General features: G+C 66.5%; 18 protein-coding genes. 10 read left to right on the forward strand and 8 right to left on the reverse strand.

Annotated features, from left to right (window positions below; translation table 11 throughout):
* Both I5M_RS17355 and I5M_RS17360 read right to left on the reverse strand, forming a co-directional pair.
* Positions 1-2,702: molybdopterin cofactor-binding domain-containing protein (locus I5M_RS17355; protein WP_022722551.1), on the reverse strand; the 2,702-nt coding region annotated here is incomplete at its 3' end.
* Positions 2,699-3,220 (reverse strand): (2Fe-2S)-binding protein, encoded by a 522-nt coding sequence (locus tag I5M_RS17360; protein WP_022722552.1) that lies wholly within the window; start codon positions 3,218-3,220, stop codon positions 2,699-2,701. The genes I5M_RS17355 and I5M_RS17360, both read right to left, overlap by 4 nt.
* Before the next feature lie 355 nt (positions 3,221-3,575).
* On the opposite strand from I5M_RS17360, the gene I5M_RS17365 reads away from it, so the two are divergent.
* The 9 genes from I5M_RS17365 (at position 3,576) to I5M_RS17405 (ending at position 12,267) form a co-directional block, all read left to right on the forward strand.
* Positions 3,576-5,000: a 6-hydroxynicotinate reductase gene (locus I5M_RS17365; protein WP_376738688.1), complete on the forward strand. Its 1,425-nt coding sequence runs from the start codon at positions 3,576-3,578 to the stop codon at positions 4,998-5,000.
* Between the two features lie 48 nt (positions 5,001-5,048).
* Entirely contained in the window at positions 5,049-5,921 is an 873-nt protein-coding gene (locus I5M_RS17370) for a UPF0280 family protein (protein WP_022722554.1), read from the forward strand.
* Positions 5,914-6,498: an amino acid synthesis family protein gene (locus tag I5M_RS17375; RefSeq protein ID WP_022722555.1), complete on the forward strand. Its 585-nt coding sequence runs from the start codon at positions 5,914-5,916 to the stop codon at positions 6,496-6,498. Before I5M_RS17370 ends, I5M_RS17375 begins: the two co-directional genes overlap by 8 nt.
* Positions 6,495-7,079, forward strand: coding sequence for an amino acid synthesis family protein (locus I5M_RS17380; protein WP_022722556.1), 585 nt, complete (start codon positions 6,495-6,497; stop codon positions 7,077-7,079). Before I5M_RS17375 ends, I5M_RS17380 begins: the two co-directional genes overlap by 4 nt.
* A gap of 34 nt (positions 7,080-7,113) precedes the next feature.
* Positions 7,114-8,310 carry an ABC transporter substrate-binding protein gene (locus tag I5M_RS17385; protein ID WP_022722557.1) on the forward strand — a complete coding sequence of 399 codons (1,197 nt, stop codon included), beginning with the start codon at positions 7,114-7,116 and terminating at the stop codon, positions 8,308-8,310.
* A 62-nt stretch (positions 8,311-8,372) separates the two neighbouring features.
* On the forward strand, positions 8,373-10,307 hold the full coding sequence (locus I5M_RS17390) for an ABC transporter permease (protein ID WP_022722558.1): 1,935 nt from the start codon (positions 8,373-8,375) through the stop codon (positions 10,305-10,307).
* Positions 10,304-11,086, forward strand: a complete 783-nt coding sequence (locus I5M_RS17395; RefSeq protein WP_022722559.1) for an ABC transporter ATP-binding protein — start codon at positions 10,304-10,306, stop codon at positions 11,084-11,086. Before I5M_RS17390 ends, I5M_RS17395 begins: the two co-directional genes overlap by 4 nt.
* Positions 11,083-11,787, forward strand: a complete 705-nt coding sequence (locus tag I5M_RS17400) for an ABC transporter ATP-binding protein (RefSeq protein ID WP_022722560.1) — start codon at positions 11,083-11,085, stop codon at positions 11,785-11,787. Before I5M_RS17395 ends, I5M_RS17400 begins: the two co-directional genes overlap by 4 nt.
* A gap of 48 nt (positions 11,788-11,835) precedes the next feature.
* Positions 11,836-12,267 (forward strand): MarR family winged helix-turn-helix transcriptional regulator, encoded by a 432-nt coding sequence (locus I5M_RS17405; protein WP_307706518.1) that lies wholly within the window; start codon positions 11,836-11,838, stop codon positions 12,265-12,267.
* A gap of 134 nt (positions 12,268-12,401) precedes the next feature.
* Here I5M_RS17405 and I5M_RS17410 read toward each other — a convergent pair whose 3' ends face one another.
* Positions 12,402-13,052, reverse strand: coding sequence for a 3-oxoacid CoA-transferase subunit B (locus tag I5M_RS17410; RefSeq protein ID WP_022722562.1), 651 nt, complete (start codon positions 13,050-13,052; stop codon positions 12,402-12,404).
* Between the two features lie 11 nt (positions 13,053-13,063).
* The gene (locus I5M_RS17415) at positions 13,064-13,777 is read right to left on the reverse strand and encodes a CoA transferase subunit A (RefSeq protein ID WP_022722563.1); all 714 of its coding nucleotides are present in this window, start codon (positions 13,775-13,777) and stop codon (positions 13,064-13,066) included.
* A gap of 276 nt (positions 13,778-14,053) precedes the next feature.
* Between I5M_RS17415 and I5M_RS17420 the strand changes: the two genes are divergently transcribed.
* On the forward strand, positions 14,054-16,027 hold the full coding sequence (locus tag I5M_RS17420; protein WP_022722564.1) for an AsmA family protein: 1,974 nt from the start codon (positions 14,054-14,056) through the stop codon (positions 16,025-16,027).
* A 271-nt stretch (positions 16,028-16,298) separates the two neighbouring features.
* Here I5M_RS17420 and I5M_RS17425 read toward each other — a convergent pair whose 3' ends face one another.
* The 4 genes from I5M_RS17425 to I5M_RS17440 all read right to left on the reverse strand — a co-directional run.
* Positions 16,299-17,099, reverse strand: coding sequence for an ABC transporter permease (locus tag I5M_RS17425; RefSeq protein WP_022722565.1), 801 nt, complete (start codon positions 17,097-17,099; stop codon positions 16,299-16,301).
* A gap of 307 nt (positions 17,100-17,406) precedes the next feature.
* A complete protein-coding gene (locus tag I5M_RS17430; protein ID WP_022722566.1) occupies positions 17,407-18,321 on the reverse strand; it encodes an ABC transporter permease in 915 nt (304 codons plus the stop codon).
* On the reverse strand, positions 18,318-19,451 hold the full coding sequence (locus I5M_RS17435) for an ABC transporter ATP-binding protein (protein WP_022722567.1): 1,134 nt from the start codon (positions 19,449-19,451) through the stop codon (positions 18,318-18,320). Before I5M_RS17435 ends, I5M_RS17430 begins: the two co-directional genes overlap by 4 nt.
* Before the next feature lie 83 nt (positions 19,452-19,534).
* Positions 19,535-21,396 (reverse strand): bifunctional diguanylate cyclase/phosphodiesterase (locus I5M_RS17440; protein WP_022722568.1); only part of this gene is annotated, 1,862 nt, incomplete at its 5' end.

The following is a 21,396-nucleotide window of genomic DNA, read 5'->3' on the forward strand; positions in this document are numbered from 1 at the left end:
CTTCCCGCCGGCTGACTCATCAGATACGCGTACAGCGCCTGCAGGTCGGTGTCGGAGGTGTGGGTGAACGACGCGTAGGGAAAAGCCGGATAGAGATGCGAGCCATCGCGCCCGATACCCTCGCGCATCGCGCGCTCGAACGCCGCGTAGGACCAGGCGCCGATGCCGGTTTCAGGATCTGGCGTCAGATTGGTCGAATAAACCGTACCGAACGGCGTCTCGATCGGACGGCCGCCGGCATTGGCGACGCCGCCGGGCAGCGTGTGGCAGGTCATGCAGCCGCCGAGGCCGGCGAGCTGCGCGCCGCGCGCGATCATGTCGGCGGAGAACGACGCCGGATCGGGCGGCGTGATCGGCGCGATCGCGCCGCGGATCGGCAGCGCCAGCGCCGCCATGCCGAGCGCTCCGGCGAGCGCCGCGCCGGCGAGCGCGAACCACGACTTCTTCTTCGGCGGCGCTGGCGGCTCGGGCGGCGGCAGCGGCCGGCCGAGAGCAGCACGGACGCGCTCCGGCGTGAATGGCGGCTCGCGCAGCCGCACGCCGGTGGCGTCGAAGATCGCGTTGGCGATGGCGGCGGCCGACGGCACCGACGCCGACTCGCCGGAGCCGAGCGGCGGATCGTCGGGCCGCGGCATCAGCACGACGTTGATCACCGGCACTTCGGGGAACGTCAGGATCGGATAAGCGCCCCACTCCTTGTCGGCCACCGCCGTGCCGGTGAAGCTGACTTCTTCCTTCAGCGCGCGGCTGGTCGACTGGATGACGTTGCCGTGGATCTGGTGCTCGATCCCGGCGGGATTGATCATCAGTCCGGAATCCTGGCCCACCACCACCCGCTTCACCGCCACGTCACCGGTCGCGTTGTTGACTTCGACATCGGCGACCCAGGCCGACCACGCCGCGCCGTAGCCGGGAAACTTGGAGTGCACATACAGCGCGTAGGCGAAGCCCTGGCCGCGCGTGACATCACCCTCGACGACTTCGCGGCGCGGCCCGGTGCGATGCACCCAGCCCGAGCGCGCGGCAACTTCCTTGACCAGATCGACGGCGCGCGGATCGTGCAGATAGCGCAGCCGATACTCGACCGGATCGACGCCGGCCTCGGTCGCGAGCTCGTCGATGTAACTCTCGTGCGCAAACGAATTCGGCAGCGCCGAGACGCCGCGCAGCCACGCCGCCCGCACGATCGGCGCCATGTCGTGCACTTTGACGCGGATGTTGTCGTAGGCGTAAGGCGGGATCGCGGTGCGATCGCCCATCTCGAACACCGGATTGTCCGCCGGCACCCGGCCGGTGAGCAGAAGCGCCAGCGTCGTCGCGGCGTTCGACGGGTAGCGCGTCGCGAAGTCGTAGGCCGCCGGACTGCCGTCGGCATTGAGGCCGCCCGAAATCTCCATTAGCTGCGCGGCGCCCTTGGGCTCCCAGGCGTGCTCCTGCTCGCGCGTGAGCTGGACGCGCACCGGTCGCCCTACCGCCTGCGACAGCAGCGCAGCGTCGGCGGCGACATCGTCGGCGCAGTTGCGGCCGTAACAGCCGGCGGCCTCGAAGCGCAGCACCTCGATGTTCTGCTCGGGAAAGCCGAGCAAAATCGAGAGATCGAGCCGCAGCGGATAAGGATTCTGCGTGCCGGCCCAGACGCGGGCGAAGCCGCCCTGGACATCGGCGACCGCGCAGGACGGCCCGATCGAGCCGTGCATCTGATACGGCCAGACATAGCTGCGATCGAGCGGCACCGCGGCGTCGGCGCGCGCACGCTCGACGTCGCCGCGCTCGTGCAGCGTGCGCGGCGTCGCCGGATTGGCGCGGAGTGCGGTGGCGAGGTCGTTCAGGTCGGGCAGCGGCGGCGGCGGCTTCCACTCGACCTCGAGCAGCCGCGCGGCCTCGATGGCTTGCTCCTCGCGCTCGGCGACAACGCCGACGAAATCGCGCATCGTCACGACCGCGACGAGTCCGCGAATATGCGCGACCGAAGCTTCGTTCACTTTGATCAGGCTGTTAGCAATGAACGGCCCGGCGTCGATGCCGGCATAAGGCGGCCGCACCACGCGGCCGTGCAGCATTCCTGGCACACGGACGTCGTGGACGTAGACAAAGTCGCCGGTCGCCTTGGCCGGAATATCGACTCGCGGCATGCGCTGACCGACGATACGATGCTCGGCGACGGGCTTCAGCGCGACGTCGTCGGCCAGCATCAGCCGGTCCTGTCGGCCCTTCAATAGCTCGGTGTAGGAAAGGCCAACGTTGCGACCATCGCACGGATGCACCACGCCGTCGGTGACGGTGAGCTCATCCACAGGCACGTCCAGCAGTTCGGCCGCGCGTGCGACCAGATGCCGCCGCGCCTGCGCCGCCGCCTTGCGCAGCGGCACCGCGGTGACCTGGATGCTGTCGCTGGCGATGGTCGCGCCCTGGTTCGGCGTCCCCGAGGTGTGGCCGAGCACCATGGTGACGCGGCCAAACGGCACGTCGAGTTCTTCGGCGACGATCTGCGCGAAGGCGGTGCGAATACCGGTGCCGAGATCGACATGGCCGCTGAACGCCAGCACCTGACCACCATCGTCGAGGAACACGAAGAGGTCGAGCGCGCCGTCCGGCGGTGGCGCCGTCGGCACCAGACCTTTGACGTGCTGCGACGGCCGCAGCACGGCGAGCGTGCCGTCGCGGCCGAGGAGTTCGTTCGGTGACGGTGTCGGCTCGCTCATGACGCCTCGCCGCGCGCGGCTTCATCCACCAGCGCGGCGGCCTGCGGGACGCCGGCTGCCGCCATCACGGCGCTCAGGATTTCGACATGCGTGCCACAGCGGCACAGATTGTAGCGGAGCGCTTCGCGCACCTGATCGAGCGTCGGATGCGGATTGCGCGCCAGCAGCGCCGTCGCTGTCATGATCATCCCGTTGAGACAATAGCCGCACTGCGCCGCCTGGGCATCGATGAACGCCTTCTGCACAGGATGCAGCGCCGCGAGCGAGCCCAGACCTTCGAGCGTGGTGATTGACCGCCCTTCCACCGTCTTCAGCGTGAGCACGCAGGAGCGCGCCGGAACGCCGTCGACCAGCACCGTACAGGCGCCGCATTCGCCGAGGCCGCAGCCGAACTTCGGCCCATTCAGCCCAAGATCGTTGCGCAGCACGTAGATCAACTTGGTGTCGCGCGGCAGGTCGAAACGGCACGGCGTGCCGTTGACGGTGAAGGCAACAGTATCGCCAAGATCCGCTTGCATCAGCCGCGCCTCATCACCGAAGGCTCGTCTGCAGCGGCGCGGCTTATTCCTGTCAGGTTGATCATCGGTCGTCGCAGCAAGGCCGATCCTAAGCGCTACCCGGAACGTTCGGAGGATTGTTTCTGTACCAATGAATATCGTCAAGCGCCGTGTGCAGCGCGATGTGAGTTTGTGCAGTGCATGCTTATTCGTTGTGCTTGACTTGTCGCCGGGCTGGCGATTTCATTCGTATACATACAAATTGGACCGGCCGGGTTTTCCCGGTTCGCAGCGAGGCCGGAAGCGGATGCAGGACGACGTGACCAGCGCAGGCCCGGCGAGCGACGGCCGGATACGCTGCGATGCCTGCCCGGTGATGTGCTACATCAAGCCGGGGATGAGCGGCGCCTGCGATCGCTACGCCAACAATGCCGGCGAATTGGTGCGCGTCGATCCGCACGTGCTGCTCGACCGCACGCTTGCCGAAGGCGGCGCCGTGGTGCCGTTCCATCGCGACGGCTCGTGGGACGGCAAGCTGATCGCCGAAGGCCACACCTTCGTCACAGCGATCGGCGCCGGCACCACCTATCCGGACTACAAGCCCGCGCCGTTCATCGTCGCCTCCGAAGTCAGCGGCGTCGACATGGTGACGGTCGTGACCGAGGGCATCTTCAGCTATTGCGGCGTCAAGGTGAAGATCGACACCGACCGCTTCCTCGGCCCCGAACAATCCGTGGTGCGCGCCGACGGCGAAGCGGTCGGCCACGTCACTACCTCGGAATACGGCTCGCAGATGCTGTCGCTCGGCGGCGTGCATCACCTCACCGGCGGCGGCAAGAAGGAAGGCCGCGTCACCTGCGACGTGCTGCTCGATTTGTGCAATCGCAAGCCGGTCGAACTGACGATCGATGGCGGTTCCACCGTGGTGGTGCAGGCCGGCAAGGCGCCGATCGTCAACGGCATCACCGAGGAGCGCATGCGCGTCGGCTGCGGCTCGGCCACTATCGGCATGTTCGCCAAGCAGTGGTACGGACAGGTCGACGAAGTCGTCGTGGTCGACGATCACATCACCGGCGTGTTGTCCGAACATCAGGCCGGCAAGCTGCTCGGCGTGCCGGATACCGGCATCAAGATGAAAGGCCGGCGCTCGACGCCCGGCCGTTACTTCCAGGTCGCCGAGCCCGGCACCGGCTGGGGCGGCACAAACATTTCCGATCCGCTGTCGATCATCGGCCCGTTCGACAAGAAGGTGGCATGGCCGGGGCTGCGGCTGTTCTTCATCTCGACCACCGGCGAGCACGCCGCTTACTTCGAGCTCGACGACAATCTGGTTCCGCAGCCGAAGGACATGCCGCCCGGCCTTGTCGCCTCCTGCGCCCGCATCCGCGACAATTGCGAACCGGCGCTGTCGACGGTGCTGTTCATGGCCGGCGCCGGTGGCTCGCTACGCTCAGGCGTCACCGAGGATCCTGTCCGCCTCACCCGCTCGGTGAAGGACGCGCTGACCTACGTCACCTGCGGCGGCGCGCCGGTGTATGTCTATCCCGGCGGCGGCATCACCTTCATGGTCGACGTAATGCGCATGCCGGAGAACGCCTTCGGCTACGTGCCGACGCCCGCTCTCGTCGCGCCGATCGAGTTCACGCTGCGGCTGTCGGACTACGCCGAACTCGGCGGCCACATGGACGAAGTCCGCCGCGTGTCGTCGATGAAGGCCGACGACAGCCAGCGCGCCATCGCGCCGCACGCCGACAATCCGTGGCCGCTGTCGCCGAACGGCGCCAAACGATCGTTCGGGTGAGCCATGGCCGCCGCGTCGCCGCTTCCCTCAGCTGTTTCAGGACGCGCGATGCAAGCGGCGCTGCTTGCGGACGGACGGCGGCTGCATCTCAATGACGGGCCGATCGACCTGATCATCGAAGCCAGCGGAGAGCCGCGCGCCGTGCAGGCCGCTTTCGCCCGCGCCGCACACCGGCTCTCTGGACTACTCGATGCGCTGTGCGCCGAGCTCGCCGGCCTGCGCAAGCCGGCCGGCGCCGAGCCCCTACCCTTCGCGCATCCCGTCGCACGGCGCATGGCCGAAGCCGTCGCGCCGTTTGCCGCGGATATTTTCATCACTCCGATGGCGGCGGTCGCCGGCGCGGTCGCCGAACATGTTCTGCAGGCGCTGATCGGTCCCGGCATCGACCGCGCCTATGTCAACAACGGCGGAGACATCGCGCTGCATCTGCCGGCGGGTAGCAGCTACACGGTCGGTCTCGTGGCAAGGCCGGATCGGCCGCAGATCGTCGGCACCGCGACGCTCGATGCCGCCGGTCCAGCCCGCGGTATCGCGACCAGCGGCTGGCGCGGACGCAGCTTCTCGCTCGGCATCGCCGATGCGGTGACCGTGCTGGCACCCACCGCCGCGATGGCCGATGCCGCCGCCACTGTCATCGCCAATGCGGTCGACCTGCCTGACCATCCGGGCATCGTGCGCGAAGCGGCGTGCGAGTTGCAGCCCGACAACGACCTCGGCTCGCTCCGCGTCACGCGCGATGTGCCGACATTCTCGGCGCGCGAACGCGCCGCCGCACTCGCCGCTGGTCTGGCGGTGGCAAACAATCTCGTATCACGCGGCCTGATCTGCGACGCGGCACTGCATTTGCAGGGTGACTGCGTCAGCACCGGCGCAACCAACGGCCTACTCCTTCAATCGCACCTGGAACTCGTCGATGCCTGAAGTCAAAGTCCGCAAGAAGCTGCTGATCACCGAAGAGGTGTTTCACGAAGGCGGCCCGGTCGCGGCGAGCCCGCGCAAGCGCGGCGCCATCATCGCGGTGATCGAGAACCCGTTCGCCGGCCGCTATGTCGAACAGATCGTCGGCTTCATGGACGATCTCACGCCGCTGGGCATCGCGCTCGCTAACGAGCTGCTGCAGGCGCTGGGTGGCGATGCCAAGACGATCGACGGCTACGGCAAGGGGGCCATCGTCGGCGCCGCCGGCGAGCTCGAACACGGTGCGCTGTGGCACGTGCCGGGCGGCTACGCGATGCGCGAAATCCTCGGCGACGCCAAGGCGATCGTGCCTTCGACCAAGAAGGTCGGCGGTCCCGGCACGCGGCTCGACGTGCCGATCACCCACACCAACGCCTCCTACGTGCGCAGTCACTTCGACGCCATGGAAGTCGGCGTGCCGGACGCGCCGAAAGCGGACGAGATCGCGCTGGTGCTGGTGATGAGCTGCGGCCCGCGCGTCCATGCGCGCGTCGGCGGACTGGCGGCGGCTGATATCAAGGGCGAGGACGGACTGCGATGAAAGCCAAGATCCGCAAGATCGTCGTCGTCCTCGAAGAGACGTTGACCGAGATGGGCCGCACGGTGACGCCGCCGACGCGGCAGGCCGCGGCGATCGCGGTGATCGAGAACCCGTTCGCCGGCCGCTACGTCGAAGACCTGTCCGAGCTGATCGAGATCGGCGACGAGCTCGGCGGCCTCCTTGCCGCGAAGGCCGTGGCGGCGCTCGGCATCGAGGGCAGCAAAGCCGAAAGCTACGGCAAAGCCGCGCTGGTCGGCGAGAACGGCGAGCTCGAACATGCCGCCGCGCTGCTGCACCCGAAAATGGGCGCGCCGGTCCGCAAGGTGCTCGGCAAGGGCGCCGCGTTGATCCCGTCGTCGAAGCGCCGCGGAGGGCTCGGCGCCGAACTCGATATTCCGCTCGGTCACAAGGATGCGGCGTTCGTGCGCAGCCATTTCAACGGCATGCAGGTCAACGTACCGGATGCGCCGCGCGCCAATGAAATCGTCGTCGCGGTGGCGGTGACCGACTCGGGTCGTCCTTTGCCGCGCGTCGGCGGGCTGACGACCGCCGAGATCAGGGGTGAAGACGGACTGCGTTGAACTGGGCTGAATCGAAACAGGAGGGCTTGAACGGATGAAATACGTAGCAGGACTGGCGTTGTCGGCGTTGCTAATCGCGTCTGGCGCCGCACATGCCCAGCAGGGCGAAATCAAGGTCGGCGAGATCAATTCCTACTCGGCTCTGCCGGCCTTCACCGAGCCCTATCGCAAGGGCATGGAGCTGGCGCTGAAGCAGATCAACGATGCCGGCGGCATCAAAGGCAAGAAGCTGGTCGTCATCACCAAAGACGATGGCGGCAAGCCGGGCGACGCAGTGACCGCCGCCAACGAATTGGTATCGCGCGATGGCGTCGTGCTGATCGCCGGCGGATTCCTCTCCAATATCGGCCTGGCGCTGTCGGATTTCGCCAAGCAGAAGGAGATCCTCTACATCGCCGCCGAGCCGCTGACCGACGCGATCGTCTGGTCGAAGGGCAACGACTACACCTTCCGGCTGCGCCCCTCCAACTACATGCAAGCCTCTATGCTGGCCGAGGAAGCCGCCAAGCTTCCGGCCAAGAAATGGGCGACGATCGCGCCGAATTACGAATTCGGCCAATCCTTCGTGGCGGTCTTCAAAGAACTGCTGACCAAGAAGCGGCCCGACGTCGAGTTCGTCGCCGAACAATGGCCGCCGCTCGGCAAGATCGACGCCGGCCCGGTGCTGCAGGCGATCGACGCCGCCAAGCCGGACGCCATCCTCAACGCCACCTTCGCCGGCGATCTCGTCAAGCTGGTCCGCGAAGGCAACACCCGCGGCGTGTTCCAGAACCGCTCGGTCGTGAGCTATCTCACCGGCGAGCCGGAATATCTCGATCCGCTGAAGGACGAGACGCCGGAAGGCTGGATCGTCACCGGCTATCCCTGGTACGGCATCAAGACGCCCGAACATCAGGCGTTCCTCGACGCCTATCAGGCGGCCTACAAGGACTATCCGCGGCTCGGCTCGGTCGTCGGCTACTCGACCGTCAAGTCGATCGCCGCCGTCCTCAACGCCACCGACGATCACTCCACAGCCGGCCTGGTCAAGGCCATGAAGGGCCTCAAGGTCGACACGCCGTTCGGTCCGATCGTGTACCGCGCCGCCGATCACCAATCGACGCTCGGTGCCTATGTGGGCAAGACCGCCAAGAAGGACGGCAAGGGCGTGATGGTCGATTTCGCCTTCAAGAAGGGCGCCGACTATCTGCCGAGCGAAGCCGACGCCGCCAAGCTGCGTCCGGCCAACTAACCAATGCATCACGCGAGGCGGAGCGTCCACGCTCCGCCTCGTAAGGCTCCGGCGGTCGGCACATGATCGTCGCTACCCAGACGGCAACGAAAGGCGCGAACGTGGAACTCCTTCTGGTCCAGGCCCTCAGCGGACTTGCCAGCGCAGCGTCGCTCTTCCTCGTCGCGTCTGGCCTATCGATCATTTTCGGCGTCACCCGCATCGTGAACTTCGCCCACGGCGCGTTCTACATGCTCGGCGCCTATATGGCTTACACACTGACCAGCCGTTTCGCCGGTCCGCTCGGCTTCTGGGGCGGCCTCGTCGTCGCCAGCCTGATCGTCGCCGCGCTCGGCGCGCTGATGGAGATGGTGCTGCTGCGGCGCATCTATCAGGCGCCGGAGTTGTTTCAATTGCTCGCCACGTTCGGCGTCACCCTGATGGTGCAGGACCTCGTCGTGCTGATCTGGGGGCCCGACGATCTGATGGGCCCGCGCGCCCCGGGCTTCACCGGCGCCTTCGAACTGTTCGGCCGCCGCATCCCGAGCTACGACGCGTTGCTGATCGTGCTCGGCCCGTTGGTACTCGGCCTGTTGTGGCTGCTGTTTCACCGCACCCGCTGGGGCGTGCTGGTGCGCGCCGCCACGCAGGACCGCGACATGGTCGCCTGCCTCGGCGTCAATCAGAAGTGGCTGTTCACCAGCGTGTTCGCTCTCGGTGTTTTCCTCGCCGCACTCGGCGGCGCGCTGCAGATACCCCGCACCACCGTCACCCATGCGATGGACCTGTCGATCATCGTCGAGGTGTTCGTCGTCGTGGTGATCGGCGGCCTCGGTTCGGTGACCGGCGCGTTCTTCGCCGCCGTGCTGGTGTCCGAGCTCAACGCGCTGGGCATCCTGGTGCTGCCGAAAATCTCGTTGATCGCGGTGTTCCTGGTGATGGCGGTGGTGCTGGTGGTGCGGCCGTTCGGCCTGCTCGGCAAGCCCGAGCGGGCGCCGCGCGCCGCCGCGGGGCTATCGTTCCGGCCGTGGAAGCCGATGACGCAGATCGAGCGCATCGGGGTCGCGCTGATCGTGGCGATGGCGGCGCTGCTGCCGCTGTTCGCCGGCGACTACACGCTCAGCGTCGGCTCGGAAATCCTGGTGTTCGTGCTGTTCGCCTCCAGCCTGCACTTCATGATGACGGTCGGCGGCCTCGCTTCGTTCGGCCACGCCGCCTATTTCGGCCTCGGCGCTTACGGCGCGGCGTTCGCGGTGAAATTCCTCGGTGCGCCGATGGGCGTGGCGCTGCTCATCGGCCCGCTGTTCGGCATGCTCGGCGCCATCGTGTCCGGCTGGTTCTGCGTCCGCCTGACCGGCGTGTACTTCGCCATGCTGACGCTGGCCTTCGCCCAGATCATCTGGTCGGTAACGTTCCAATGGGTCGAGGTCACCGGCGGCGACAACGGGCTGCTCGGCATCTGGCCGGCGCGCTGGGCGTCGAGCCCGCAGGGTTTCTTCTGGCTGACGCTCGGCATCGCGGTCGTCGGCGTCGCGCTGCTGCGCATGCTGGTGTTCTCGCCGTTCGGCTTCGGCCTGCGCGCCGCGCGGGACAGCACGCTGCGCGCCGACGCCATCGGCATCAATCGTAAGTCGGTGCAATGGGCCGCCTTCGTGGTGTCCGGAACGTTCGCCGGACTGGCCGGCGCACTGTTCGCATTCCTCAAGGGCTCGGTGTTTCCCGACTCGCTCGCCATCCCGATCTCGGTCGACGGCCTGGTGATGGTGCTGCTCGGCGGCATCGAGACAGTGTCGGGCGCAGTCGTCGGCGCCATCGTCTACAAGGCGCTGGCGATCTGGCTGATGAGCCAGACCGATCTGTCCAAGCTCATTCTCGGCGCCATCATCGTGCTGCTGGTCGTCGCCTCGCCCAAGGGCATCGTCGGCTTCATCGAGCACATCCGCCATCGCCGTCCGCGCACGCCGACCGGCGCCGACGTTCCGGACTCGCTCGGCATCAACATGAAGGCAGCCGAATGACCGCGCTCCTCGAAGTCAGCGGACTGGTGAAGTCCTATTCCGGCGTGCACGCGGTGAAGGGCGTCTCGTTCGCCGTGCAGGCCGGCCAGATCCTCGCGCTGATCGGCCCTAACGGCGCCGGCAAGAGCACCTGCTTCAACATGCTCAACGGCCAGATCGAGCCCGACGCCGGCTCGATCCGCATCGCTGGCGAAGAGATTGTCGGCCTGCCGCCGCGCGCGGTGTGGCGCCGCGGCGTCGGCCGCACCTTCCAGATCACCGCGACGTTTTCGTCGATGACCGTGCGCGAGAATGTTCAGGTCGCGCTCTTGTCCTATCACAGCCGGCTATGGTCGATGCTGGGCTATGCGGGCGCCAGCCACCGGGACGAAGCCGACCGCCTGCTCGATCTCGTCGGCATGACGCAGCAGGCCGACCGGCCGTGCGGCGAGCTCGCTTACGGCGATCTCAAGCGGCTCGAACTCGCAGTCGCCCTCGCCAATCAGCCGAAGCTCTTGCTGATGGACGAGCCGACCGCCGGCATGGCGCCGAAGGAGCGCGTCGAGCTGATGAGGCTGACCGCCGGCATCGCCCGCGCCAAGGACATCGGCGTGCTGTTCACCGAACACGATATGGACGTGGTGTTCGAACACGCCGACGAGGTGATGGTGTTGAATCGCGGCGAACTGATCGCTCGCGGCACCCCGCAGGAAGTGCGCCGCGATCCGCACGTCCAGGCGATCTATCTCGGCGAGGGACTGCTGTACGACGCCAAGCACCGCGAAGAGGCCGTGTCATGAAGCTCGAAGTAGCGGGGCTGAACAGCTTCTATGGCCGCGCCCACATCCTGTTCGACGTCGCTCTCGAGGTCGGCAAAGGCGAAGTCGTCGCCCTGCTCGGCCGTAACGGCGCCGGCAAGAGCACGACGTTTCGCTCCGTGGTGGGTCTCGTCTCCGGCCGCTCCGGTCAGGTCAAGTTCGAGGGCGAAGATATCTCGCGGCTGCCGTCCTACGAGATCGTGCGGCGCGGCCTCGGCTACGTGCCGGAGGATCGCCGCATCTTCACCGACCTCACCGTCGAGGAAAACTTCGAGGTCGGCCGGCAGAAGCCGCGCGAGGGCGTCGCTGCGTGGTCGCAGGACCGCATCTACACGCTGTTTCCAAATCTCGGCGAAATGCGCAAGCGGCTCGGCGGCGAGATGAGCGGCGGCGAGCAGCAGATGCTCAGTATCGGCCGCACCCTGATGGGCAATCCGTCGCTGGTGCTGCTCGACGAGCCGTCCGAAGGTCTCGCGCCGAAGATCGTCGAGCAGATGGCCGACGCCATCCTGGCGATGAAGCGCGAAGGGCTGAGCATCGTCATTTCGGAGCAGAATTTGCATTTCGCCAAGCTGATCTGCGACCGCGCCTATATCATCGAAAAGGGGCGCATGCGATTCTCCGGCACGATCGCCGAACTCGAAGCGCATCCCGAAGTTCGCGACGCTTACCTCGCGGTGTAAACCGACGGCACGAAAGACGGGACATTGGCCACGAGATCAGAAGCTTTGGTGAAGCGCCGGCGGAGCAAGCCCAGCTACTTGCTCGACAGCCAGGTCGGCTTCGTGCTGCGGCAGGTGCTGCAGCGTCATGCCACGATCTTTGTCGCCCAGATGGGCGAAGACCTGACGATGACGCAGTGGGCGGCGCTGTCCAAGCTCTACGAAGTCGGGCCGTGCTCGCAGAACCTGCTCGGCCGCTACACTGCGATGGACGCCGCCACGATCAAGGGCGTTGTCGACCGCCTGATGAAGCGCGATCTGGTCGAGACCAGCCCCGATCCCGAAGACGGCCGCCGCCTCTTGGTGGCGCTGACCCCAACCGGTGCCGCGCTGACCGAGCGCTCGATCCCGCTGGCCCACGATATCACCCGCGAAACGCTGTCGCCGCTCACCAAGGACGAGCGCGCGGAGTTTTTGGCTCTGCTGGAGCGGTTGAAGTAGCGGCCGCTAGGGTCGATCGTAGGGTGGGCAAAGCGAAGCGTGCCCACGACCGGCTTGCATGAAATTCCAAGAACGTAGTCGCGTGCGCACGGCGCTGCGCGCCTTTGCCCACCCTTTGGTTCGAAAGCCCCGAACTACGCGTTCTTCAGCGCCACGCGAAAGTCGGCTTCGGTCTTGGCTTTGACCTCGTCCAGCGTCACGCCGTCGGCGAGTTCGATGAGAGCCATGCCGTCGTTGCCGTGCTTGTCGATGGTGAAAACCGCGAGGTCGGTGACCACCATGTCGACGACGCGCTGGCCGGTCAGCGGCAGGTTGCATTGCTTGAGCAGCTTGGGGCCGTCCTTGGCGGAGTGCTCCATCACCACGACGACGCGCTTGACGCCGGCGACGAGGTCCATGGCGCCGCCCATGCCCTTGACCATCTTGCCGGGGATCATCCAGTTGGCGAGGTCGCCGTTCTGGGCGACCTGCATGGCGCCGAGGATCGACAGATCGATGTGGCCGCCGCGAACCATCGCGAACGAGTCGGCGGACGAGAAGTAGCTGGTGGTCGGCAGCTCGGTGACGGTCTGCTTGCCGGCATTGATCAGGTCCGGATCTTCGTCACCCTCGTAGGGGAACGGGCCCATGCCGAGCATGCCGTTTTCACTCTGCAGCACGACGTCGACGCCGTCCGGAATGTAGTTCGACACCAGCGTCGGAATGCCGATGCCGAGATTGACGTAGAAGCCGTCGCGCAATTCCTTGGCGGCGCGGGCGGCCATCTGTTCGCGGGTCCAGGCCATCAGATCTCTCCTCAGCTCGCCGCGACCGGGCGCTTGCGGGTGGTGCGCTGCTCGATGTGCTTCTTCGAGGTGCCGACTTCGACGATGCGCTGCACGAAGATGCCGGGCGTGTGGATGTGGTCGGGATCGATCTCGCCGGCCGGCACCAGATGCTCGACTTCGGCAATGGTGATCTTGGCGGCGGTCGCCATCATCGGATTGAAGTTACGCGCGGTCTTGCGATAGACGAGATTGCCCTCGGTATCGCCCTTCCAGGCGTGCACGATGGCGATGTCGGCGAACAGGCCCCGCTCCATCACGTATTTCTCGCCGTCGAATTCGCGAACTTCCTTGCCTTCGGCCACCAGCGTGCCGACGCCCGTCTTGGTGAAGAACGCCGGAATGCCGGCACCGCCGGCGCGGATGCGCTCGGCCAGCGTGCCCTGCGGGCAGAATTCGAGCTCGAGTTCGCCGGCGAGGTACTGCTGGGCAAACAGCTTGTTCTCGCCCACGTAGGACGAGATCATCTTCTTGATCTGCCGGGTTTCGAGCAGACGGCTGAGGCCGATGCCGTCGACGCCGGCGTTGTTCGACACCACCGTGAGGTCCTTGACCCCCGATTCGCGCAGCGCGTCGGACAGCCATTCGGCGATCCCGCACAGGCCGAAGCCGCCGGACATCACCATCATCCCGTCGCGCAGGATGCCGTCGAGGGCCGACTTGGCGTCGGGATAGACCTTTTTCATGCTGAACAACCCGAAGAGGCCAGGCGGCGAAGCGGCCCGGTGGAGGAACGAGCTTTAGCGGCGGCGATAATTAGGCGTAATTCGCAGGAGCCGTCAATCGGACCCCTCGCCCCGGCGGAAGGCCTTGAAAGGGCCAAGAAAACCGATCAAGTTGCGGCCCGCCTTCCGGCCCGACGGGGCCTGCCGGCCGCGGCCGCGACCAAGCCTTTCGAGCAAAGCCGGACAGCGTCCGGGGACGCAAACGGCGAACTATCACTGATCGGATCATCACAAGCGATGGCGAACGGAATCAAGCGCCTCGGGATAGCGACTGCGGCGCTGATCGTGCTCGCCGTCATCGGCGCCTTCGCCCTGTCGCTGGCGATCGACCGCGGCGCCATGCGTCAGGCGGTCGAGCAGCAGCTGCGCGCCGCCACCGGCCTTGAACTGACGGTCGACGGCGCCATCGACGTGGCGATCTTCCCGCGCTCGATGGTCACCTTCAACCAGGTGCGGCTGAAGGGCAATGACGACGGCGACGGCGATCCGGCGCTGCGCGTCGACAGGCTGACCGCAAATCTGCGGCTGCTGCCGCTGCTGCTCGGGCGTTTCGAAATCGCCGACGTGGTGATGGCGCGGCCGGCCATCAACGTGGTGCGCAGCCCCGACGGCGAGAGCAACTGGACGCCGTTCGTCCGCTCGCTGACGCGAACCATGAAGCCCGGCCTCGACGACCAGGTGTCGTTCTCGGAGATCCGGCTGCAGGACGGCGTACTCAGCTATCGCGACGATTCGAGTCACATCGACGAGCATCTCGGCGACATCGACCTGTCACTGGCGTGGCCGTCGATCTCCCGCACCTTCGCCGCTGCCGGACAGTTCGACTGGCGCGGCGAGCGGATCGACGGCTCGATCACCATCACCGATTTCATCGCCGCGCTCGCAGGCGATCGCTCCGGGCTGAAGCTGCGCATCGCCGGCGCGCCGATCAAGATCGCCTTCGACGGCACCGTCGCCAACAAGGCCAGCCTGGTGCTGGACGGGATCCTCGCCGCCGATAGTCCGTCGCTACGCAATGCGCTGCGCTGGGCCGGCCAGGAGCCGCCCGGCGCCGGCGGCTTCGGCCGGTTCTCGCTGAAAGCGCGGGCCAATCTGGTCGGCCCGTCGGTGGCGCTCACCAACGTCAATATCGAGCTCGATAAGAACGTCGCCGAAGGCGTCATGACCTACACGGTCGCCGGTGGCCATCAGGGCCTGCAGGCGACGCTCGCCGCCGGCACCATCGACATCACGCCGTATCTGTCGACGATACGTCTGCTTGCCAGCGGCGCGCGCGATTGGAACAGGCAACTGTTCGATCTGTCCTCGACCAATCCGGTCGATCTCGACGTGCGGCTGTCGGCCGCCAAAGTGGCGATCGGCTCGTCGATGGTCGGACGCACCGCGCTGAGCGCCAACTTGCGCAGCGGCGCGTTGGCGCTGAGCGTCGGCGAGGCGCAGATTTATGGCGGCACTGCCCGCGGCACGCTCGGCATCGCGCGCGACAAGGACGCCGCGAACGTCAAGGCACAATTCCAGCTCAGCGATGTCGAATTGGAAAGCTGCGCCGCCGATCTGCTCGGCGTGCGCAATCTGTCCGGCCGCGGCGATCTCAACATCGCGCTGGAGGCCTCGGGCTCGAGCCCGTTCGGTCTCGCGCAATCGCTCGACGGTACCGCGCTGCTCACCGGCCACGACGGCGCCATCACCGGTTTCAATGTCGAACAATTGCTCAAGCGGCTGGAGCGACGGCCGCTGTCGGGTGGCGGCAATTTCAGGAGCGGCAAGACGCCGTTCGACAAGCTCACCGTCTCGGTCCATTTCGCCGATGGCATCGCGACCGCCGACGACATTCGCATCGAAGGCCCCTCGGCACGCATCTCCTTGACCGGCACCGCCTCGGTGCCGGCACGCGAATACGACCTCAAGGGCGTCGCCAGCCTGGCTACCGCCTCGGGCGCAGCGGCCGGCTTTGAGCTGCCGTTCATCGTGCAGGGCCCGTGGGAGGATCCCCTGATCTTCCCCGATCCCGAAAGCCTGATCCGCCGCTCGCCGGCGTCCGCACCGCTGCTCGATGCGGTGAAGGACAAGAAGACCCGCGAGGCCGTCCGCTCCGTGCTGGAACGCTTCACCGGCGGCAAGAAACCGGACACCGACGCCGATTTGGACATCCCGCCGCGCCCCACGCCCCCGACGGCAACGCCGGCGCCCACGGAGCCGAAGGCGAACTAAGCGCTAGCTACACACACTGTCGTCATCCTGAGGTGCTCGCCCGCCAGGGCGAGCCTCGAAGGATGACCACCGCGCGCTTGCAGCCATCCTTCGAGGCTCGCTGCGCTCGCACCTCAGGAAGACGGCGGCACGAGTGGATAGTAAGAATCGGCACGACTTATCCCCGTCATTGCGAGCGAAGCGAAGCAATCCAGCTCCGTGCACTGAGCTGGATTGCTTCGTCGCTTCGCTCCTCGCAATGACGGGGGGCGGGTTTCGCCGAAATAGCAACTTACATCGGCGCCGCGCTCTCGGCCTGTGTCTTCGACAGTTTCGACGCCGCCGAGGCGATGATGATCACGACAGTCACCACCGCGATGATCAGCGTGCAGATGGCGTTGATCTCCGGCTTCACGCCAAGGCGGACCTCCGAGTAGATGCGGATCGGCAGCGTCGCCGAGCCGGGGCCGGTGGTGAAGCTGGCGATCACCAGATCGTCGAGCGACAGCGCGAAGGCCAGCATCCAGCCGGCGGCGATCGACGGCCAGATCAGCGGCAGCGTCGCGCGGAGAAAAGCTTCGACCGGAGCGCAGCCGAGATCCATCGCGGCCTCCTCGATGCTGCGATCGAGCGCGTGCAGGCGCGACTGCACCACGACAGTGACGAAGCACATCGTCAGCGTGGTGTGGGCGATCGTCACCGTCCAGAATCCGCGCTCGGCATTGATGGCGACGAACAACAGCAGGAGCGACAGGCCAGTGATGACTTCGGGCATCACCAGCGGCGCGTACAGCATGCCGGAGAACAGCGTGCGCCCCTTGAAATGCCCGCCGCGCGACAGCGCCACCGCCGCCAACGTGCCGAGCACCGCCGCTGCCGAGGCCGATGTGGCCGCGACCCGAAAGCTCATCCAGGCGGCATCGAGCATCGCCTGATCGCGCAGCAATTCCCGGTACCAGTTCAGCGACCAGCCGCCCCACACCGTGACCAAGCGCGAGGCGTTGAACGAGTAGATCACCAGGATGACGATCGGCAGATATAGAAACGCCAGCCCGAGCGTCAGCGACGCGAGGTTGAATCGGGAGAGCTTCATAGCGCACTCTCCTCCGCGCTGGGCAGGGCGGCCAGATACGAAACCTCGCGGGCCAACGCGGCGGCGCTCTCTTCACCCTCCCCTTGAGGGGGAGGGTCGGCACGCAATCCGCGCAGCGGAGTGCGTGACGGGGTGGGGTGAGCCGCGAGCACGGCGGATGAACTCTTCGCCACCCCTCCCCGCTCGCTATGCGAGCGACCCTCCCCCTCCAGGGGAGGGTGATCCTCGCACCAGCCGAAAAAGCCAATCTGCGATGGCCCTGCCAAAAAGGACAATGCAGCGCTTCCAGACAGCTCCACCATATCCATCACCGCCTCCCCTCGAGCTGGCGGCGCTGGACGCGCTCGTAGATCAGCAGCGGGATCAGCAGCAGCGCCAGCAGCACCACCGCAATCGCCGAGGCCACCGGCCAGTCGCGATTGGTGAAGAACTCCAGCCACAGCGTCTGCCCGATCATGAGCGAGTCCGAACCGGCGAGCAGGTCGGGTATCACGAACTCGCCCACGATCGGGATGAAGCACAGCAGCACGCCGGCGCCGATACCCGGCAGCGACAGTGGGAAGGTCACCGACCAGAATGCGCGAAGCGGAGAGGCGCCGAGATCGGCGGCGGCTTCGGTCAGCGAGGCCGGCAGCTTGGCCAGCGTCGCGTAAAGCGGCAGCACCATGAACGGCAGATAGGAATAGACGATGCCGATATACATCGCGGTGTCGGTCGACAGCCACACTACGGGCTTGGAGACGAAGTGCAGCGTCAGCAGCATCTGATTGAGCAGGCCGTCATGCTGCAGGATGTTGATCCAGGCATAGATGCGGATCAGGAACGAGGTCCAGAACGGGATGATCACCAGCATCATCGCGACCGGCTGCCAGCCGCGCGGCAGCCGCGCCATTGCATAGGCGATCGGATAGCCGATGATCAGCAGCAGGCTGGTCGACACCGCCGCGACGCCAAGGCTGCGCAGATAGGACGACAGATACAGATCGTCGGAAGCGATCAGTCGGAAATTCTCCGCCGCCAGCGCGGCGAACGACGCTTTCAGCGCCGCCCATCCGGCCGTCAGGTCGAACACCGGAATATAAGGCGGCTGCGCAACCGCGGTCTGCGACAGCGCGATCTTGATGACGAAGCCGAACGGCACCAGGAAGAACAGCGCCATCCACAGATACGGCGCGATCGCGGCGAGCCGCGCCGGCCGGGTGAAGATCGGCCGCCCGCTCATCGCTCCAGCACCACGCAATCGTCGGGCGAGAACCACGCCACCACGTGCTGACCCACATGATAGGCATCGACATCGAGCTTCGCGATATTGGCCATGGTGGCAGTCAGCAACGCGCCGCTATCGAGCTTCACTTTGTAGCTGGTCGAGCCACCGAGATAGCCGATGTCGGTGACGGTCCCGTTCAGCCGGTTGAGCGCGCCGGCCTGCGCGGCGCTATCGACCGGCCCGCGCAGCGAAAGCCGGATTTTCTCCGGCCGGATCGCGATGCAGATCTCGTCCGCCGCACTCGGCTGCGACGGCGCGGCGACGGTGACCTCGCCGGCCGCAGTGGTCGCGACGATCAGCCGGCCGCCGTCGCGACGTTCGACGCGGCCTTCCAGCATGTTGACGTCGCCGACGAACTCGGCGACCCAACGCGTTGCCGGCGCCTCGTAGAGCCGGCGCGGCGTCGCCACCTGCTCGAGCCGGCCGGCATTCATGACGCCGATGCGATCCGCCACCGTCATCGCCTCCTGCTGATCGTGGGTGACGATGACGAAGGACGTGCCGAGCCGCTTCTGCAGCGCCATCAGTTCGAGCTGCGTACTCTCGCGCAGTTTCTTGTCGAGCGCCGCCATCGGCTCGTCGAGCAGCAGCAATCTCGGTCGCCGCGCCAGCGCGCGTGCCAGGGCGACGCGCTGCTGTTGACCGCCCGACAGCTGATCGGGCTTGCGCTTCTCCAGCCCTTCGAGCCGGACCAGCGCCACCATCTCGGCGACGCGCGCCTTGATCTCCTTGCGCGGCAGGCCCTCGCGGCGGAGCCCGAAGGCGATGTTGTTCGCCACCGACAGATGCGGAAACAGAGCGTAGTTCTGAAACATCATGTTGACCGGGCGCTGATGCGGCAGCACCGCGGCGATGTCCTCGCCGTCCAGCAGGATACGCCCGGCGTCCGGCGCCTCGAAGCCGGCCAACATCCGCAGCAGCGTGGTCTTGCCGCAACCGCTCGGGCCGAGCAGCGCGAAAAACTCGCCGGCCTTGATGTCGAGCGACAGCTTGTCGACAGCGGTGAAGCCGCCGAACCGTTTCTCGACCGCATCAATCCGCAGCAGCAGCGCCCCAGCGCCTGCGCTCGTGTCTGCACCCGTCATCGCACCACCCCGCTCCCGTGCTTTCTACAGCGGATTGCGGCGCGGCAGAACCGGCAGGTGTGGATAGAAGCGTGAGGCGCAGCTCAGGCGAAGCGGACTGCGTCGGGGGGCAAAGCCGCGCCGACCAGATGGCCGTAGCGCTCGATCGGCGCCGGCTTGCCGATCAGATAGCCCTGCACGGCGTCGCAGTGCTCTTCGACCAGGAAGTCGAGCTGGTCCTGGGTCTCGACGCCTTCGGCCACCAGCGTGACGCCGAGGCCGTGGCCGAGCCCGATCACCGCGCGCACGATCGCGGCGGATTGCGGGTTGCGGCCGAGGTTCATGATGAAGGCGCGGTCGATCTTGATCTTGTCGAACGGGAACGCCTGCAGATAGGTCAGCGACGAGTAGCCGCTGCCGAAATCGTCCATCGAAACGCGGACGCCGAGCGCCTTCAACCGGCGCAGCAGCGACAGGCCGCGATCGAAATCGTCGATCAGCACACCCTCGGTGATTTCGAGCTCGAGCCGGCTCGGGTGTAGCCCGGTGTCGAGCAGCACTTGATGGACGAAGGCGACCAGATCGGTCTTCAGGAACTGAGCCGGCGACAGGTTGACCGCGACCTGCAGCGGCCTCGACCACGACGCGGCCTGCCGGCAGGCTTCGCGCAGAATCCACTCGCCCATCTCGACGATCAGTCCGCTCTCTTCGGCAAGCGGGATAAACACGCCGGGCGGCACGGAGCCGCGGACCGGGTGATGCCAGCGAGCCAGCGCCTCGAAGCCGACGATGTCGACGTCGCCGACGCGGCCCTTGGTCGAGGCCTGCGGCTGATAGTGCAGCGACAGCTCGCCGTTGCAGATGGCGTTGGCGAGATCCTGATGCAGCGCCCGGCGGTCGCGGATCTGCATGTCCATCTCGGGGTGGAACACGGTCACCGAGCCGCGCGCTTCGGCCTTGGCGCGGAACAGAGCCGCACCCGCATTGGCGAGCAGCGCGGCCGCGTCGGTGCCGTTGTCCGGATAAAGCGCGATGCCCGTGGTGATGCCGATCCGCACCGTCTTGTCGTCGACCACGAAGCCGTGGGCCGCGGCCGCCGTCACAGTCTCGGCCAGCGCGAGGCCGGCCTCCGGTTGCCTGCCGTCGATGATCAGGCCGAACTCGTCGCCGCTGAGCCGCGCCACCAGGCCGCCGCGCGATGCATTTTCGATCTCGCGTGCGACCGCGATCAGCAACTTGTCGCCGGTGGCATGGCCGAACACGTCGTTGATCTCTTTCAACCCGTCGAGATCGCAGGACAGCACGGCGAACTGTTCGCCCGACGTCTGGCTGGCGTCGATCATCTGCGTCAGCGCTTTGAGGAAGGCCGAGCGGTTGGGCAGATTGGTGAGGCCGTCGTGATAGGCCATGTGGGCCATTCGCGCCTCGGTCTGGCGCCGGTCGGTGACGTCGACATGGGTCTTGATCAGATAGCTGGTGCCGCCGGCCTCGTCGGCGACGGTCATCCGCCGCGTGACGAACAGCCGGAGCCCGGCGGCAGTCGAGATCGGGTGCTCCTCGACCATCATGCCGCCTTTGCGCAGCGCCAACTCGTCGCGCTCGCCGATCAGCCGCGCCTCGCGCGGATTGAAGATTTCCGCTGTGGTGAGCCCAGTGGCATCTTCGCGGCGGCGGTTGAGAATGATCTCGGCGCCGCGGTTGGCGAGCAGATAGCGGCCGTCGGCGGTGTTCTGCACAGTGACGGCGACCGGAATGTTGTCGACGACCAGCTCCAGAAACTGCTTGGCGCGTGCCAGTTCACGTGACAGCGCCTGCTTGTCGGTGACGTCTTCGAAAAGTGCGATGAGGAATTCGGGTTCGCCGAACTCGTTGCGCGCGACGACGCGGTCCGTCGAAAGAATTCGGGTGTCACCTTTGAAGTCGACGGTCAATTCGACCTGATAGGGCGCATCCGGCTGCCCAACGC

The organism is Rhodopseudomonas sp. B29 (genome assembly GCF_000333455.1).
In the GTDB taxonomy this organism is placed as follows: Bacteria; Pseudomonadota; Alphaproteobacteria; order Rhizobiales; family Xanthobacteraceae; genus Rhodopseudomonas.